This window comes from Streptomyces sp. NBC_00377 (assembly GCF_036075115.1).
Classification (GTDB): Bacteria; Actinomycetota; Actinomycetes; order Streptomycetales; family Streptomycetaceae; genus Streptomyces.
This window is the reverse complement of record NZ_CP107958.1, coordinates 3212024-3226858: the sequence shown is the minus strand read 5'-3', so window position 1 is coordinate 3226858 and position 14835 is coordinate 3212024. Positions and strand designations below refer to the sequence as shown.

The window sequence follows — 14835 nt, the reverse complement described above, 5'->3', positions numbered from 1 at the left end:
CGGGGGCGCGGGGCCGCGCGACCGGCCGAGACGGCCCGCGGTCCCCGTGAGACCCGGCCCGGCGGACGGAAACCGACGAGACCGGCGCGACCGACTGGATCCCGGCAGGCCCTAGATTCCCTGCCAGGCGGGCTTGTTGGCGTAGGTGTGCCGGAAGTACTCCGCGAGCTTCAGCTTGGACGCGGCGGACTCGTCGACGACGACCGTCGCGTGCGGGTGGAGCTGGAGCGCGGAGGCCGGGCACACCGCGGCGACCGGACCCTCGACGGTGGCCGCGACGGCGTCCGCCTTGCCCTCCCCGGTGGCGAGCAGCACCAGGTGCCGGGCCTCCAGGATCGTCCCGATCCCCTGGGTGATGACGTGGTGCGGCACCTGCTCGATGTCGCCCCCGAAGAAGCGCGCGTTGTCGATGCGGGTCTGCTCGGTCAGCGTCTTGATCCGGGTGCGTGAGGCCAGTGAGGAGCACGGCTCGTTGAAGCCGATGTGTCCGTCGGTGCCGATGCCGAGCAGCTGGAGGTCCACCCCGCCGGCCGCGGCCAGCGCGCGGTCGTAGGCCTCGCACGCGGCCTGCACGTCCGTCGCCGTGCCGTCCGGGCCGAGGAAGGCGTCCATGCCGATCCCCAGCGGTTCGAGCACCTCCCGCCGCAGCACCGAACGGTAGGACTCGGGGTGCTCGGCGGGCAGCCCCACGTACTCGTCGAGCTGGGCGATCCGGGCCCGTGCGGTGTCGACGGCGCCGGAGCGCACCTCGGCCGCCAGCGCCTGGTACACGGGCAGCGGGGTGGAGCCGGTGGCCACGCCGAGCAGGGCGTCCGGCTTGCGCCGCAGGAGCCGCGCCATGGCCCGGGCGATCAGCTCGCCGCCCGACCGGGCGTCCGCAACGATGACAACTTCCACGCTGGCCTGCCGTTCTGAGAGGGGCCCAGGGACCCGGAAGGGCTATGTGGTTTAGACCAATCTATGGGGTCAATCTAACAGAATCGGCCGCGCCCGTCTCGGGTGCGGGTGTGGGTGCGGGCGGGGGCGGAGGAAGGGGCCGGGCGGCCGTGTCCGGGGCGGAGCGCCGAAAATGTCCCGCCCTTCCGGCCCCGCGCGGGAACCCGCACAGGCTAGGCTGCGTTGTGGATGTCAGAGCGTCCGCACAGCCACCACGACAGACAGCCTTCCAGGCATGGACACCCCTAGTGGTCTAGTCCACAATGGCAAGGTAGCGAGACGCAGAACTTCCGTCTTCCCCGCACAGGAAGGCGGACCGAGGACCCGGAGCTCTCTGCCCTGACTGCCCCGGTTCCTCAACCTTCGGTCGACGGGACCGCACACCCCGCGGCCGATACTGCTCCGGGCTGCGGTGCCGGGAGGGCTGAGGGTCCCTCCCAGGCGCCGCGGCCCGCGGGTGTTTTCCGGGCCCCGCGCCGAGCGCGCGCCGCCGACGGGTTTAGGCCACGCACAGACCCACGGGTACGCTCGCAGACGTGCCCTCCATGAACGAACTCGTACGCCAGCACACCGCACTCGACGACTCCGACCTCGAGTGGCTCCACCTGCTGGTCTCGGAGTGGCAACTGCTCTCCGACCTCTCCTTCGCCGACCTCGTCCTGTGGGTCCCCACCCGTGACGGCACCCGCTATGTCTCCGTCGCCCAGATGCGGCCCAACACGGGCCCGACCTCCTACCAGGACGACATGGTCGGCCACCTCGTCCCGCGCGGCCGCCGCCCCCTCCTGGACGCCGCCCTGGACGAGGGCCGGATCGTGCGCGAGGGCGACCCGGAATGGCGCGAGGAGGTCCCCGTCCGGGTCGAGTCGATCCCCGTACGGCGTGAGGGGCGCGTCCTCGGGGTCATCGCCCGCAACACCAACCTGCTCACCGTGCGCACCCCGAGCCGTCTGGAACTCACCTACCTCCAGAGCGCCTCGGACCTCGCGCAGATGATCGCGGCCGGTTCCTTCCCGTTCCCCAACCAGCAGATGGACATGGACGCGGCCCCGCGCGTCGGCGACGGCCTGATCCGCGTGGACGGCGACGGCATCGTCCAGTACGCCTCCCCGAACGCGCTGTCGGCCTACCACCGCATGGGCCTCGCCTCCGACCTGGTCGGCCAGCACCTCGGCCTGACCACCGCGGAACTCGCTCCGACCCGGGGTCCGGTGGACGAGGCGCTCGCCAAGGTCGCCAGCGGCTGGGCGCCCCGCGAGTTCGAGATCGAGGCCAGGGACGGGGTCATCCAGTTCCGGGCGATCCCGCTCAAGCCGAAGGGCACCCGCATCGGCGCGCTCGTGCTCCTGCGTGACGTCACCGAACTGCGCCGCCGAGAGCGCGAGTTGATCACCAAGGACGCGACCATCCGGGAGATCCACCACCGGGTGAAGAACAACCTCCAGACGGTGGCGGCCCTGTTGCGGCTCCAGGCCCGGCGTATCGAGTCCGAGCGCGGTCGGGAGGCCCTGGAGGAGGCGGTCCGCCGGGTCGGCTCGATCGCCATCGTGCATGAGACGTTGTCTCAGAACCTGGACGAGCGGGTGGAGTTCGACGAGATCGCCGACCGTGTGCTGGCGATGGTCGCCGAGATCTCCCCGGGCAAGGTCGCCGGCCGGCGCAGCGGACGCTTCGGCATCCTGGACGCCGAGGTCGCCACCCCGCTGTCCATGGTGCTCACCGAGATCCTCCAGAACGCCCTGGAGCACGGTTTCGTGGAGGGCGACACCGGCACGGTCGAGGTCTCCGCCATCCGCGGCGGCACCACGAAGGAGGGCCGTCTGCTGGTCACCGTCCAGGACGACGGCGTCGGCCTGCCCGCGGGTTTCGACCCGCACACCTCAGGCAACCTCGGCCTCCAGATCGTACGGACGCTGGTGGAGGGCGAGTTGGGCGGAACCTTCGACATGGTCCCGGCGCCGGAGCGCGGTACGCAGGTGATCCTGGACATCCCGGTGAGCGCGCAGAAGTAGCGGCTGTCCGACGGCACGGGCGCACGGCGCAGCAAGAAGCCCCGGACCGTTCAGGGGTCCGGGGCTCGAATGCTCGTTGCCAGCGTGTGCTGCGCATCGGGGGTACTGCGCGCTGCGGCTCGGGGGCGGGAGATGCGTACTCGCTGTACGCGCCGCCAAGCTCAGGCTTGCGGGGCGGGTGTTGTCAGGCGGTTGCCTGGCGGGCCCGGTTGCGGGCGGCGCGGCGCTTCATGGCGCGACGCTCGTCCTCGCTGAGGCCACCCCAGACGCCGGAGTCCTGGCCGGACTCGAGCGCCCACTGCAGACACTGCTCCATAACCGGGCAGCGACGGCAGACGGCCTTGGCTTCCTCGATCTGCAGCAGCGCAGGACCGGTGTTGCCGATGGGGAAGAAGAGCTCGGGGTCTTCCTCGCGGCAAACGGCGTTGTGACGCCAGTCCATGGCTGCTACCTCTCCTTGGTATTACGTGCAGGTTGCTTGTGAATGTGAACGCTTTCACGAATCCCTCAACAAGTGAAGGGCCACCAGCCAGTTCCCTGGCGTGGTCCTGGTGTTTGAAGAGGGGTTCCGGTGATCAGTGGATGCCGGTGTTGCGGGCTGTCCCGATCGCCACGTAGAGACTCGCAAACCTCAGCGGCGGATACAACCCCTACCGGAAAGTTTTTTTTGATTCCTCGGTGTCGACTAGGTCACAGCCGTACTTCCATGGGGTGGATCCTGGCCTAAACGTTCGAGTGAAAGGACTTCAGCCCTTTCTGCTCACACAATCACACGCAGTGCACGGCGTACGCCTGTGAACGTCACGCTTGTTCGCAGCCCCAGGTGGTCACCGTCCATCTGAAGGGGCAAAGGGACCTTCGAATGCAAGGTGAACCGGTCCAGATCGTGCAGTGAGACCGCATGCTTGCCGTGTGGTCCCCGCTCGGGGGACGAAGTGAGCAACTGGGTGCCATATCGGGCAACCGAGGCCGTGGACAGACGGCTGAGACCGAGTACGTCGAGCCCTGTATCGAACGAGGCCTTAGGCGACGCGTACACCGGGCGATTGCCCAGATAGGTCCACGGAGCCGTATTGCAGACTATGGACAGCACCAAATCGGTCACCGGTTCGACGCCTTCCCGTTCCAGCGTGATCGACCCGTGCCGTCGCTGTGACTCACCCAACAACTGGCGAACGGCCTGGCGGATGTAGAGAGCGTGTGTGGATCTCCTGCCGCGCTCGCGCTGCTGCTCCACCCGCCCCACCACTCCGGCGTCGAAGCCGAGCCCGGCGTTGAAGGTGAACCAGCGCGACGGCACCGCCTCGTCCTCCGTGCCGGGCGTGCCCGCGGCCAGGCCGAGTCCGACCGTACGCTCGCTGCCCTCACGCAGGGCGTCCAGCAGCGCGCCGGTGGCCTCCACCGGGTCGTTGGGCAGCCCCAGGGCACGGGCGAAGACATTGGTGGAACCACCGGGGACGACCGCGAGGCCGGGCAGGCTCTCCGGATCGGGGCCCGCGTGCAGAAGACCGTTGACGACCTCGTTGACCGTCCCGTCGCCGCCGAGCGCCACGACCAGGTCGACGTTCCCGCTGTCCGCGGCCTGCCGGCCCAGATCGCGCGCGTGCCCCCGGTACTCCGTGGTGACCGCGTCGAGCTTCATCTCGCTCGCGAGCGCGTGGATGAGGACGTCGCGCGTCCGTGCACTGGTAGTGGTTGCCGCCGGATTGACCACGAGAAGTGCACGCATGAGTTGCAGCGTACCTACTGGGTGGTACCGGGCACAGGCCAGGTGGGGATCGGGTAAGAGATCGCGGGGTGAGCCTCGACACGGGCGACGCGGCCCTGCTCGCGGGCGGCCCGGCGGGCGATCGGACCGCGGGCTACCCTTCAGGAGTGAGCAGTGACCAGACCCCCGCCGCCCCGGAAGCGGCCCCGGAAACCGCCGGTTCCCGCCCCCGCCGGCTGACGTACGCCGCCGTGCTCGTCGCCCTGGAAGGGCTGGCGCTGGTCGTCGGCGGGCTGTGGATGCTCGTCCTCGGGATCGGCGGCGACCCGGACGACCGCGGGCAGGCCGTCACCGGCGGGGTCACGCTGATCGTGCTCGCGCTGCTGCCGCTGCTCGCCGCCGGAGGGCTGCTGAGGCTGCGCGGCTGGAGCCGCGGGCCCGCCGTCATCACGCAGATCATGGCGCTGCCGGTGGCCTACAACCTGCTCCAGGCCGACAGTCTGGCGATCCCGGCGGGCATCGCGCTCGCCGCCGTCGCCGTCGCGTCGCTCGTCCTGATCGTCAACAAGGAGACGACCCGGGCCCTCGGGATCCGGGGGCCCGGCCGCGCGTCGGAGTAGCCGCTGTTCCACCGCCGCCCCGTCGATCCCGCGCTGCATACCGCGCTGCGCTACTCCTCGACGAGCAGCTTCTCCCGCAGCTGGGCCAGCGTGCGGGCCAGCAGACGCGAGACGTGCATCTGTGAGATGCCGACCTCCTGCGCGATCTGCGACTGGGTCATGTTGCCGAAGAACCGCAGCAGCAGGATCCGCTTCTCGCGCGGCGGGAGGTCCTCCAGGAGCGGCTTGAGGGACTCCCGGTACTCGACGCCCTCCAGCGCCTCGTCCTCCGCGCCGAGGGTGTCCGCGACGGCCGGCGACTCGTCGTCGGTGTCGGGCACGTCCAGCGAGAGCGTGGAGTACGCGTTGGCCGACTCCAGGCCCTCCAGGACCTCCTCCTCCGAGATGGCCAGCTTCTCGGCGAGCTCATGGACCGTGGGGGAGCGGCCGTGCTGCTGCGACAGCTCGGCCGTCGCCGTGGTCAGCGCCAGGCGCAGCTCCTGGAGCCGACGCGGCACCCGCACCGCCCAGCCCTTGTCACGGAAGTGCCGCTTGATCTCGCCGACCACCGTCGGGGTCGCGTACGTGGAGAACTCCACGCCGCGCTCCGGGTCGAAGCGGTCGACCGACTTGATCAGGCCGATGGTGGCGACCTGGGTGAGGTCGTCGAGCGGCTCGCCGCGGTTGCGGAAGCGCCGCGCGAGGTGCTCGACGAGCGGCAGATGCATGCGGACCAGCTGGTTGCGCATCTCCGCGTACTCGGCACTGGTGCTCTCGAGCTTGCGCAGCTCGACGAACATCGCGCGTGCCCCGCTGCGGTCCCCCGCCACGGGGGTTGCCGGTGGTTCGTGCCGCGTGCCCGGCACGCTCTGTTCGCCGTCTCGCCCGTGCTCGCTCATTGTCCCGCCCGTCGCCCTCTGTCGAGCCCTCGCCTCTGCTCGGCCTGGGGGCGAGCCCCCGATCCGCCTCTCCCGAGGCGAGCCCTGCACGGCGCCTTCCGGCGGACCGGCCTGCGCGGAGGCCGAGTCGTCCTCCGGATGCGGCCGGGCCTGCTCCGGAATGCCGTCGATACCGTCCGCCATGCGTCGGGAACCGTCCGGAGAGACGGGAATGTCGGCCTTTCCGGCCGGCAGCTCCCGTGCGCCGCGCTCTTCGTCCCGCACCGGCCCGTCCCCGTTCCTCACGCCGGCCCGGGTCCCGCGCCGCGTTGTTTGTAGAGGCTGATCGTCACGGTCTTGTCCTCGTCGACGGCGGAGGACACCTTGCCCGCGAGGGCGGACAGGACGGTCCAGGCGAAGGTGTCCCGCGAGGGGGCGTGCCCGTCCGTGGTCGGCGCGGAGACGGTGACTTCCAGCGAGTCGTCGACGAGTCGGAACACACAGCTGAGAACCGAGCCGGGCACGGCCTGCTGGAGCAGGATCGCGCAGGCCTCGTCCACCGCGATGCGCAGGTCCTCGATCTCGTCCAGGGTGAAGTCCAAACGGGCCGCGAGGCCGGCCGTGGCCGTCCGCAGCACCGACAGGTAGGCACCCGCAGCCGGCAGCCGGACTTCGACGAAGTCCTGGGTCGCGGGCTCGCCTGCGATCTGGGACACCCTCACCTCCAAGGTGGTACAAGCTTTTCGGGGCCGAGGGTCGCCCCCCGGGGTAACGCATGGGTGGTGCAGCGGTGACGCTATCGCGCTCTCAAGTTTCCTGTCCCCGGGACCCCAACCCCTGACGTCACTCACAGTAAAGCTGTGAACACGCTCCGTGTCTAGAGGTCCGTCGGCCCAAATGGGAAGAGGGCGCGCCGGGTTGACGTACCCAGGCGTCAGATGGTCGAACCGTACCCGCCGGACGGCCGGAGCGTCTCATGAGTTCAACGCTCGCACCGCCTCGGAAGTTCACGCGGGGCCGGGGCGCACCGAAAGGGTCTGTACGTGGCATGGTCTCCTCATACGAGCACATGGTCGACGAAACACCAGCGCCAGTTCTCGCCGGGTTCGAAGGTCCGCATCACCGGATGACCCGACTCCTTGTGGTGCTCCGTCGCGTGCCGGCTCGGCGACGAGTCGCAGCAGCCGACGTGGCCGCACGTCAGGCACAACCGCAGTTGCACAGGATGGGTGCCGTCCCGCAGGCACTCCGGACACGTCTCGCCGAGGGGGACGGGTTCGGGGTGGGGCAGCGCGTCGGCGTGCGTGCACTGTTTCATGATTGCCAGATTACGACGGGCGTGCGGACGACCGCGCGGAAAACGAGGGCGGGCAGGACATGGACGTGATGCCACTGCTGTTGCTGGTGGCCGGCAGCGCGGCGGTCGCGGCCGCGGCACGGCGCACCCCGGTGCCCGCGCCGCTGCTGCTGGTGGCGGTCGGCCTGGTGGTGTCCTACGTGCCCGGGGTGCCCGACTACACCCTTGACCCGGACGTGGTACTGCCGCTCCTGCTGCCGCCGCTGCTGTACACGTCGGCCACCGACAGCTCCTACCTCGACCTGCGCGCCCAGATGCGGCCGGTGGCCCTGCTGTCGGTCGGGTACGTGCTCTTCGCGACCTTCGCCGTCGGCTGGGCCGCCTACCTGATCGTCCCCGGGCTGCCGCTGACGGCGGCGCTGGTGCTGGGCGCGGTGGTGGCGCCACCGGACGCGGTCGCCGCCACGGCGGTGGCACGCCGGGTGGGCCTGCCCTCGCGGATCACCACCATCCTCCAGGGCGAGTCGCTGCTGAACGACGCCACCGCGATCACCGCCTACAAGGTGGCCCTCGCGGTCGTGGTCGGCGAGGGCGCCTCCTGGGCCGGTGGCATCGAGGAGTTCCTGGTGGCCGCGGTCGGCGGAACGGCCGTCGGCCTGATCCTGATGGCCCCGCTGCACTGGCTGCGGACCCACCTCAAGGAGCCCCTCCTCCAGAACACGCTCTCCCTGCTGATCCCCTTCGTCGCGTACTCGGCCGCCGAGCAGTTCCACGCCTCCGGCGTCATCGCCGTGGTCGTCGTCGCGCTCTACCTGGGCCACCGCGCGTGGGAGGTCGACTTCGCGACCCGCCTCCAGGAGGAGGCCGTGTGGAAGATGGTCGCCTTCGTCCTCGAGTCGGCGGTCTTCGCCCTGATCGGCCTCCAGCTCCCCGTGGTCCTGAAGGGCCTGGGCGCCTACGAGGGCCTGGACGCCGCCTGGTACGCCGTGGCGCTCTTCCTCGTGGTCGTGGCGACGCGCTTCCTCTGGGTGTACCCGGCGACCTTCCTGCCCCGCCTGCTGTCGGCCCGCATCCGCGCGCGGGAGGCCAACCCGACGTGGCGGGGACCGATAGTCATCGCCTGGGCCGGCATGCGGGGCGTGGTCTCGCTGGCCATCGCCTTCTCCATCCCGCTGACCGTGGACCACGGTGACGCGCCCTTCCCGCACCGCAATCTGATCCTCTTCCTCACCTTCACGACGGTCATCGGCACCCTGGTGGTGCAGGGACTGACCCTGCCCCCGCTGATCCGGCTCCTGAGATTCCCCGAGGCCGACCCGCAGGCCGCGACGCTCGCCGAGGCCAACGCCCAGGCGCAGGCCTCCCGCGTCGCCGAGGAGCGTCTGGACGCGCTCCTGTCCGACGAGCGCAACGCCCTGCCCCCGCCGCTGGCCGACCGCCTGCGCAGCGTGCTGGAGCGCCGCCGCAACGCCGTCTGGGAGCGGCTCGGGCAGGCCAACCCGGTCACCGGCGAAACCGTCGACGACACCTACCGGCGCCTCGCGCGCGAGATGATCAGCGCCGAGCGCGAGATGTTCGTCCGGTTGCGGGACGGCCGCTACATCGACGACGAGATGCTGCGCACGCTGCTGCGGCGACTGGACCTGGAGGAGGCGGCGGCCTACCGCGAGACGGCGTAGGCCCGGCGCACGCACGCGTACACCGCTGTCCCCTCACTCCTACGGGAACGGGCGGCCGGTGATCACGGCCGTCACGGTCGTCCCGCGCGGGAAGGCGCCCTCCTCCACGAGGGTGACAAGACCGTAGAGCGACTTGGCGACATACAGACGCTCCACGGGAACACCGTGGCGCTGCTCGAAGTCCGCCGCGAAGGCCTCCAGGCCGGGGGTGACACGGGCGTACCCGCCGAAGTGGAAGCGCTCGTCGAGCGTCCACTCGCCCCGTCGGCCGCCGAAGGCATCCTCCTGGAGCGCCTGTATGCCGTCCTCCAGGAACCCTCCCCTGAGGACCGGTATGCCCAGGGCCCGCTGACCGGGGGCGAGCCCGGCCGCCAGACCGGCGAGCGTGCCGCCGGTACCGCAGGCGAGGACGACGACGTCGGTACGGCGGCGGAGCTCCTCGCCCAGCGCCCGGCAGCCGCGGACCGCCGCCGCGTTGCTGCCGCCCTCGGGGACCACGTACGCGTCCGGTGCCCTGACCGCTTCCACGATCGCCTCGAGCACGTCCGGCTCCGTCTTGCGCCGGTACGTCGAGCGTTCCACGAAGTGCAGGCGCATGCCGTCGGCCGCGCACCGGGCCAGGGAGGGGTTCAGCGGCCGGCCGGCCAGTTCGTCGCCGCGCACCACCCCCACCGTGGGAAGACCGAGGAGCCGGCCGGCCGCGGCCGTGGCCCGCAGGTGGTTGGAGTAGGCGCCGCCGAAGGTCAGGAGGGTTCCGCCCGCCGCCCGCTCCAGGTTGGGAGCGAGCTTGCGCCATTTGTTGCCGATCACCTCGGGATGGATCAGGTCGTCCCGCTTCAGCAGCAGCCGTACCCCGTGCCGCCCGAACCGGTCGTCGGACACTTCCCGGAGCGGAGACGGCAGGTGGGGGCGCAGGTCGGTCACCCGCTCATTGTCGAACAGCATTCGGTGAAACGTGCCTGTTCCCAGCACCCCGTTGATCCATTCCCGCTCTTTCGGGTAATAGCACGAGCACACACGGTGATGGAAGGCTTGCCGCGTGAACGAAGTGCACCGGCGCAGTTCGGCGCCGGTGCATGAATCGGGAGGGCATTTCTCATGTCGGTAGGCGAAGAGGTCCGCACGGATTCGGGCAAGCCGCAGCAGAGTCTCGGCACCGCGGCCGCGCGGAACCTGGCCACCACGACCAAGTCCGCACCGCAGATGCAGGAGATCAGCTCCCGCTGGCTGCTGCGGAATCTGCCCTGGGTGGATGTGCAGGGCGGTACGTACCGGGTCAACAGGCGGCTCACGTACGCCGTGGGCGACGGCCGCATCACGTTCGTCAAGACCGGTGACCGGGTCGAGGTCATCCCCGCCGAGCTGGGCGAACTGCCCGCGCTGCGCTCCTACGAGGACGAGGAGGTGCTCGGGGAGCTCGCCCAGCGCTGCCGCCAGCGGGAGTTCGGCCCGGGCGAGGTCATCGCCTCCTTCGGCAGCCAGACCGACGAGGTCTATCTGCTGGCGCACGGCCGCGTCGAGAAGGTCGGCACCGGACCCTACGGCGACGACCAGGTGCTCGGCGTCCTCGCGGACGGCGCGTACTTCGGCGACCAGGCGCTGCTCGACGCGGACGCCATCTGGGAGTACACGGCCCGCGCCGACACGGCCTGCACCGTGCTGATCCTGGCCCGGCAGGACGTCGAGCAGGTCGCGGAGCGTGCCGACACCCTGCGCGAGCACCTCCACCAACTGCGCGCGATCCCCGAGCAGCGCACCAACAAGTACGGCGAGAAGGAGGTCGACCTCGCCGCGGGCCACGCCGGCGAGCCGGACATCCCGCACACGTTCGTGGACTACGACGCCCGGCCGCGCGAGTACGAACTGAGCATCGCCCAGACCGTACTGCGCATCCACTCGCGCGTGGCCGACCTGTACAACCAGCCGATGAACCAGACCGAGCAGCAGTTGCGGCTGACGGTCGAGGCGCTCAAGGAGCGCCAGGAGCACGAGCTCGTCAACAACCGCGAGTTCGGGCTGCTGCACAACTGCGAGTACGACCAGCGGCTCCAGCCGCACGACGGCGTGCCCGGCCCGGACGACCTGGACGAACTGCTCAGCAGGCGGCGCGGCACCAAGATGCTGCTCGCCCACCCGCGTGCGATCTCCGCCATCGGCCGCGAGCTCAACAAGCGTGGGCTCGTCCCCGAGACGATCGACGTCGGCGGCAACCGGATCCCGACCTGGCGCGGGGTGCCGATCTACCCGTGCAACAAGATCCCCGTCAGCGAGGCCCGCACCAGCTCCATCATCGCGCTGCGCCTGGGCCAGGAGGACCAGGGCGTCATCGGACTGCGCCAGTCCGGCATCCCGGACGAGATCGAGCCGAGCCTGTCCGTGCGGTTCATGGGCATCAACGAACAGGCCATCATCAAGTACCTGGTCACGGCCTACTACTCGGCCGCTGTCCTCGTGCCGGACGCGCTGGGCGTCCTGGAGAACGTCGAGATCGGCCGCTGGCGGTGACTTCCGCCATCAGGCGGCACCGGGACGAGACGCGCGAAGGGCGGGGGGTCATCGGCAGCCAGGGCCACGGCGGTCCGGGCCGGGCCGACGGGCACGAGGCGGCGGGGATCCTGGAACGCTCCCGGGCGTCCGTCGACCCGGAACTGCGGGCCGCCTGCGACTCGTTGCCCGGCCCGCTGCGCCGGGTCGCGCTCTACCACTTCGGCTGGGAGCACGCGGACGGCACCCCGGCGGCGAGCAACGCGGGCAAGGCGATCCGCCCGGCCCTGGTGCTCGCGGCGGCCGGCGCGCTCGGTGGCCCGGCGGCTCGCGCGGCGGCCCTGCGGGCCGCCGCGGCGGTCGAACTGGTCCACAACTTCACGTTGTTGCACGACGACGTGATGGACCGGGACACCACCCGCCGGCACCGCCCCACCGCCTGGACCGTGTTCGGCGACGCCGACGCCATCCTCGCCGGGGACGCCCTCCAGGCCCTCGCCCTGGGGCTGCTGGCCGCGGATCCGCATCCCGCGTCCTCGGCGGCCGTCGCCCGGGTCGCGGCCTGTGTGGTCGAACTCTGCGCCGGCCAGCAGGCGGACACGGCCATGGAGAAACGGGGGCCTGCCGAGATCACCCTGGACGAGGTGCTCGTCATGGCCGAGGCCAAGACGGGAGCGCTGCTCGGCTGCGCGTGCGCGGTGGGCGCACTGTACGCGGGGGCGGCCGAGGAGGACGTCGACGCGCTGGACGCGTTCGGCCGGGAGGCCGGGCTCGCCTTCCAGCTCATCGACGACGTCATCGGCATATGGGGAGACCCGCGGCACACCGGTAAACCAGCCGGTGCGGATCTCGCCGCCCGCAAGAAGTCCCTGCCCGTGGTCGCCGCGCTGACCTCCGGCACCCCGGCGGCCGGCGAGCTGGCGGAGCTGTACGCGGCGCCGTACGAGCCGGCCGACCTGGACCGTACGACGCTGGCCGTCGAACGGGCCGGCGGTCGCGCGTGGGCGCAGGAGCAGGCGGCCGATCGTATGTCCCGGGCGATGCACGCGCTGAGCAGGGCGATCCCGGATCCGGAGTCGGCCGGCGGCCTGCTCTCCCTGGCGGAGTTCGTGACGCGCCGCAGCAACTGACCAGGACGGGAGGAGCCGAGGAACGAAGGGGCGAGGGGGGAGGAGCGAGGGGGCGAGGAACGAAGGGGCGAGGAGCGAGGGGGGAGGAGCGAGGGGGCGAGGAGCGAGGGGGCGAGGAGCGAGGGGGCGAGGAGCGAGGGGGCGAGGAACAAGGGGACGCGGAACGAGGGCGGGGGCCGGGGCGGAAGCCGGACCATCACGAGGGGGGTCAGGTCCGGCCGGTCCCGCACATCCTCACGGTGTGCGGGACCTGCGGCTGTGCAGCCGCAGGGCAGGGCGATGCCGACCTGGCAGCAGCACAGCCGCGCGGCCTCGCCCCGCCGTGCGTCGCCTTCTCTGCCGTGCCCGGTCCGCCCGGGCGGACCGGGCCGGCTCCGCCCCGCCGTGCCCGGTCTGCATGGCCGTGCCGGCTCCGCCCCGCCGTGCCGGCTCCGCATGGCCGGCCGTGCCCTACCCTGCCGTGCCCGCTTCGCATGGGGCGGCCGGGTCGGCCTCGCCCTGCCCGCCCCGTCGGGCCCGCGGCTGTGGCGGTGTGTGTCAGGGGCGGTGTGGCGGAGGGCGGGGCTGTCCGGCCCTCCGATGCCCGATCCCCGGTCGCGGTCGCGGTCGGGGTCGTGGGCTGGGCCGCGGTGGTGGTCGTGGTCGGGGATCGCGAGTGTGGGCGTCAGGGGGCTTCCGGCACCACCGTTGCGACGATGCGTTCGACCAGGCCCTCCGGCACCCTCACGCCCGGCAGGGCGCCGTCCAGTACGCCCGGCAGTGTCAGGTGCTCCAGGACGAGCCCGAGCATCGCGAGATAGAGGACGACGACGGTCTCGTCGCCGCCGGGCAGGCCCGCGTCGCGGTGGAAGGTCATGCCGTGCTCGAGGTCGCCGCGTACCGACGTGGTGAAGGAGGCGCGGAGCTCCGGGCGCCGGGTCGCTTCGAGGCGCATCTCCAGCAGGGCGAGATAGCCGCTGCGGTCGCGGGTCGCGCGGGCCATCAGGTCGTGCATGAACGCGGTGACCAGGGAGCGGTCCCGGGGCCTTGTCATCAGCTCGGCCAACGCTTCCGGGTCCGGCGCCAGCCGGACGTGCAGCCGGGCGTCGATCTGCCGCAGCAGGTCGTCGCGTCCGGTGAAGTAGTTGGAGGCCGTGCCCACCGGCACGCTCGCCGCCGTGTCCACCGCGCGGAACGTCAGCCCGCGCGCGCCCTCGCGCGCGAGCACCTCGACGCCCGCGTCCACCAGGGCCGCCCGGCGCTCCGGATTTCCGGCCATGCGGAACCCTCTCTCTCACTTGGCTCCGTTTCCCGAAATGCAGGGAAACCCCTTGCAACCACTACAGGTGAAGTACTACAAATGAAGCACTACAGCTGGAGTGGTCAGGAACCAGCCTACGGAAAGAGTCCTACTTGCGAAAGCTCACGTACTACGTCGCCTGCTCCGTCGACGGCTTCATCGGGGACGTGACCGGCGACGCCACGGCGATGGTGTCCTTCGTCGACGAGGAGTTCCTCGACTTCCTCAAGTCGCAGTACCCGGAGACCGTGCCGACCCACGGCCGTCGCGCCCTCGGCTTCGACGACCTGGAGAACAGGAGGTTCGACACGATCATCCAGGGCAGGGCCAGCTATGACCTGGCCCTGAAGGAGTGCAACCCCAGCCCCTACGCGCACCTGCGCCAGTACGTGGCCTCACGCACCCTCGGGGAATCGCCGTCCCCGGACGTCGAGATCATCGCGGACGGTCTGCTCGACAAGGTCCGCGAGCTGAAGGCGGAGGACGGCGGTCTCGACATCTACCTGTGCGGCGGGTCCCGCCTGGCGGGCGAGCTGCGCGACGAGATCGACGAACTCGTGATCAAGCGGTACCCGATGGTCTACGGCGTCGGTATGCCGATGTTCGGTGCCGCATTCGACGCCGCCCGCTTCACGTTCGGCGGAGTGCGTTCCTTCGGAAACGGCGCGGTCGTACGGACGTACTACCGGGATCGGTGACGTACGGCGGGGAGCGCTCGCGTGCGGGCCGTCCTACTCTGTAGGGCATGGACCGGGAACAACGCGTCTGTCCCGCCTGCGGGCAGCCTGTACAGTCCGTCGTCCGGCGACACAAGACGCTCGGCGCGTGGGTAC

General features: G+C 71.0%; 14 protein-coding genes. 6 read left to right on the top strand and 8 right to left on the bottom strand.

The window, feature by feature from the left end; all coding sequences use genetic code 11:
* Positions 1-111: 111 nt before the first annotated feature.
* Positions 112-897, bottom strand: a complete 786-nt coding sequence (gene nagB, locus OHS71_RS14410; RefSeq protein WP_328479775.1) for a glucosamine-6-phosphate deaminase — start codon at positions 895-897, stop codon at positions 112-114.
* A 575-nt stretch (positions 898-1472) separates the two neighbouring features.
* Here nagB and OHS71_RS14405 point away from each other — a divergent pair.
* Positions 1473-2948, top strand: a complete 1476-nt coding sequence (locus tag OHS71_RS14405; protein ID WP_328479774.1) for a sensor histidine kinase — start codon at positions 1473-1475, stop codon at positions 2946-2948.
* Between the two features lie 184 nt (positions 2949-3132).
* On the opposite strand, the gene OHS71_RS14400 is transcribed toward OHS71_RS14405, so the two are convergent.
* The gene (locus OHS71_RS14400) at positions 3133-3390 is read right to left on the bottom strand and encodes a WhiB family transcriptional regulator (RefSeq protein WP_006380970.1); all 258 of its coding nucleotides are present in this window, start codon (positions 3388-3390) and stop codon (positions 3133-3135) included.
* Positions 3391-3708: 318 nt separating this feature from the next.
* On the bottom strand, positions 3709-4677 hold the full coding sequence (locus tag OHS71_RS14395; RefSeq protein ID WP_328479773.1) for a diacylglycerol/lipid kinase family protein: 969 nt from the start codon (positions 4675-4677) through the stop codon (positions 3709-3711).
* Positions 4678-4823: 146 nt separating this feature from the next.
* Between OHS71_RS14395 and OHS71_RS14390 the strand changes: the two genes are divergently transcribed.
* Positions 4824-5276 (top strand): hypothetical protein, encoded by a 453-nt coding sequence (locus OHS71_RS14390; protein WP_328479772.1) that lies wholly within the window; start codon positions 4824-4826, stop codon positions 5274-5276.
* Between the two features lie 50 nt (positions 5277-5326).
* On the opposite strand, the gene OHS71_RS14385 is transcribed toward OHS71_RS14390, so the two are convergent.
* The 3 genes from OHS71_RS14385 to OHS71_RS14375 form a co-directional block, all read right to left on the bottom strand.
* Entirely contained in the window at positions 5327-6418 is a 1092-nt protein-coding gene (locus tag OHS71_RS14385; RefSeq protein ID WP_328479771.1) for an RNA polymerase sigma factor SigF, read from the bottom strand.
* A gap of 17 nt (positions 6419-6435) precedes the next feature.
* The gene (locus OHS71_RS14380) at positions 6436-6849 is read right to left on the bottom strand and encodes an anti-sigma regulatory factor (protein WP_020130755.1); all 414 of its coding nucleotides are present in this window, start codon (positions 6847-6849) and stop codon (positions 6436-6438) included.
* A gap of 341 nt (positions 6850-7190) precedes the next feature.
* Positions 7191-7451, bottom strand: a complete 261-nt coding sequence (locus OHS71_RS14375; RefSeq protein ID WP_328479770.1) for a UBP-type zinc finger domain-containing protein — start codon at positions 7449-7451, stop codon at positions 7191-7193.
* A gap of 59 nt (positions 7452-7510) precedes the next feature.
* Here OHS71_RS14375 and OHS71_RS14370 point away from each other — a divergent pair, with 59 nt between their 5' ends.
* Positions 7511-9109, top strand: a complete 1599-nt coding sequence (locus OHS71_RS14370) for a Na+/H+ antiporter (protein ID WP_328484513.1) — start codon at positions 7511-7513, stop codon at positions 9107-9109.
* A 39-nt stretch (positions 9110-9148) separates the two neighbouring features.
* Here OHS71_RS14370 and OHS71_RS14365 read toward each other — a convergent pair whose 3' ends face one another.
* Positions 9149-10054, bottom strand: coding sequence for a 1-aminocyclopropane-1-carboxylate deaminase/D-cysteine desulfhydrase (locus OHS71_RS14365; protein WP_328479769.1), 906 nt, complete (start codon positions 10052-10054; stop codon positions 9149-9151).
* A 153-nt stretch (positions 10055-10207) separates the two neighbouring features.
* Between OHS71_RS14365 and OHS71_RS14360 the strand changes: the two genes are divergently transcribed.
* Positions 10208-11614 carry a family 2B encapsulin nanocompartment shell protein gene (locus OHS71_RS14360; RefSeq protein ID WP_328479768.1) on the top strand — a complete coding sequence of 469 codons (1407 nt, stop codon included), beginning with the start codon at positions 10208-10210 and terminating at the stop codon, positions 11612-11614.
* A 50-nt stretch (positions 11615-11664) separates the two neighbouring features.
* Positions 11665-12723: a family 2 encapsulin nanocompartment cargo protein polyprenyl transferase gene (locus OHS71_RS14355; protein WP_328484512.1), complete on the top strand. Its 1059-nt coding sequence runs from the start codon at positions 11665-11667 to the stop codon at positions 12721-12723.
* Positions 12724-13387: 664 nt separating this feature from the next.
* Here OHS71_RS14355 and OHS71_RS14350 read toward each other — a convergent pair.
* The gene (locus tag OHS71_RS14350; protein WP_328479767.1) at positions 13388-13981 is read right to left on the bottom strand and encodes a TetR/AcrR family transcriptional regulator; all 594 of its coding nucleotides are present in this window, start codon (positions 13979-13981) and stop codon (positions 13388-13390) included.
* A gap of 134 nt (positions 13982-14115) precedes the next feature.
* On the opposite strand from OHS71_RS14350, the gene OHS71_RS14345 reads away from it, so the two are divergent.
* Entirely contained in the window at positions 14116-14700 is a 585-nt protein-coding gene (locus OHS71_RS14345; protein ID WP_328479766.1) for a dihydrofolate reductase family protein, read from the top strand.
* Positions 14701-14835 lie beyond the last annotated feature (135 nt).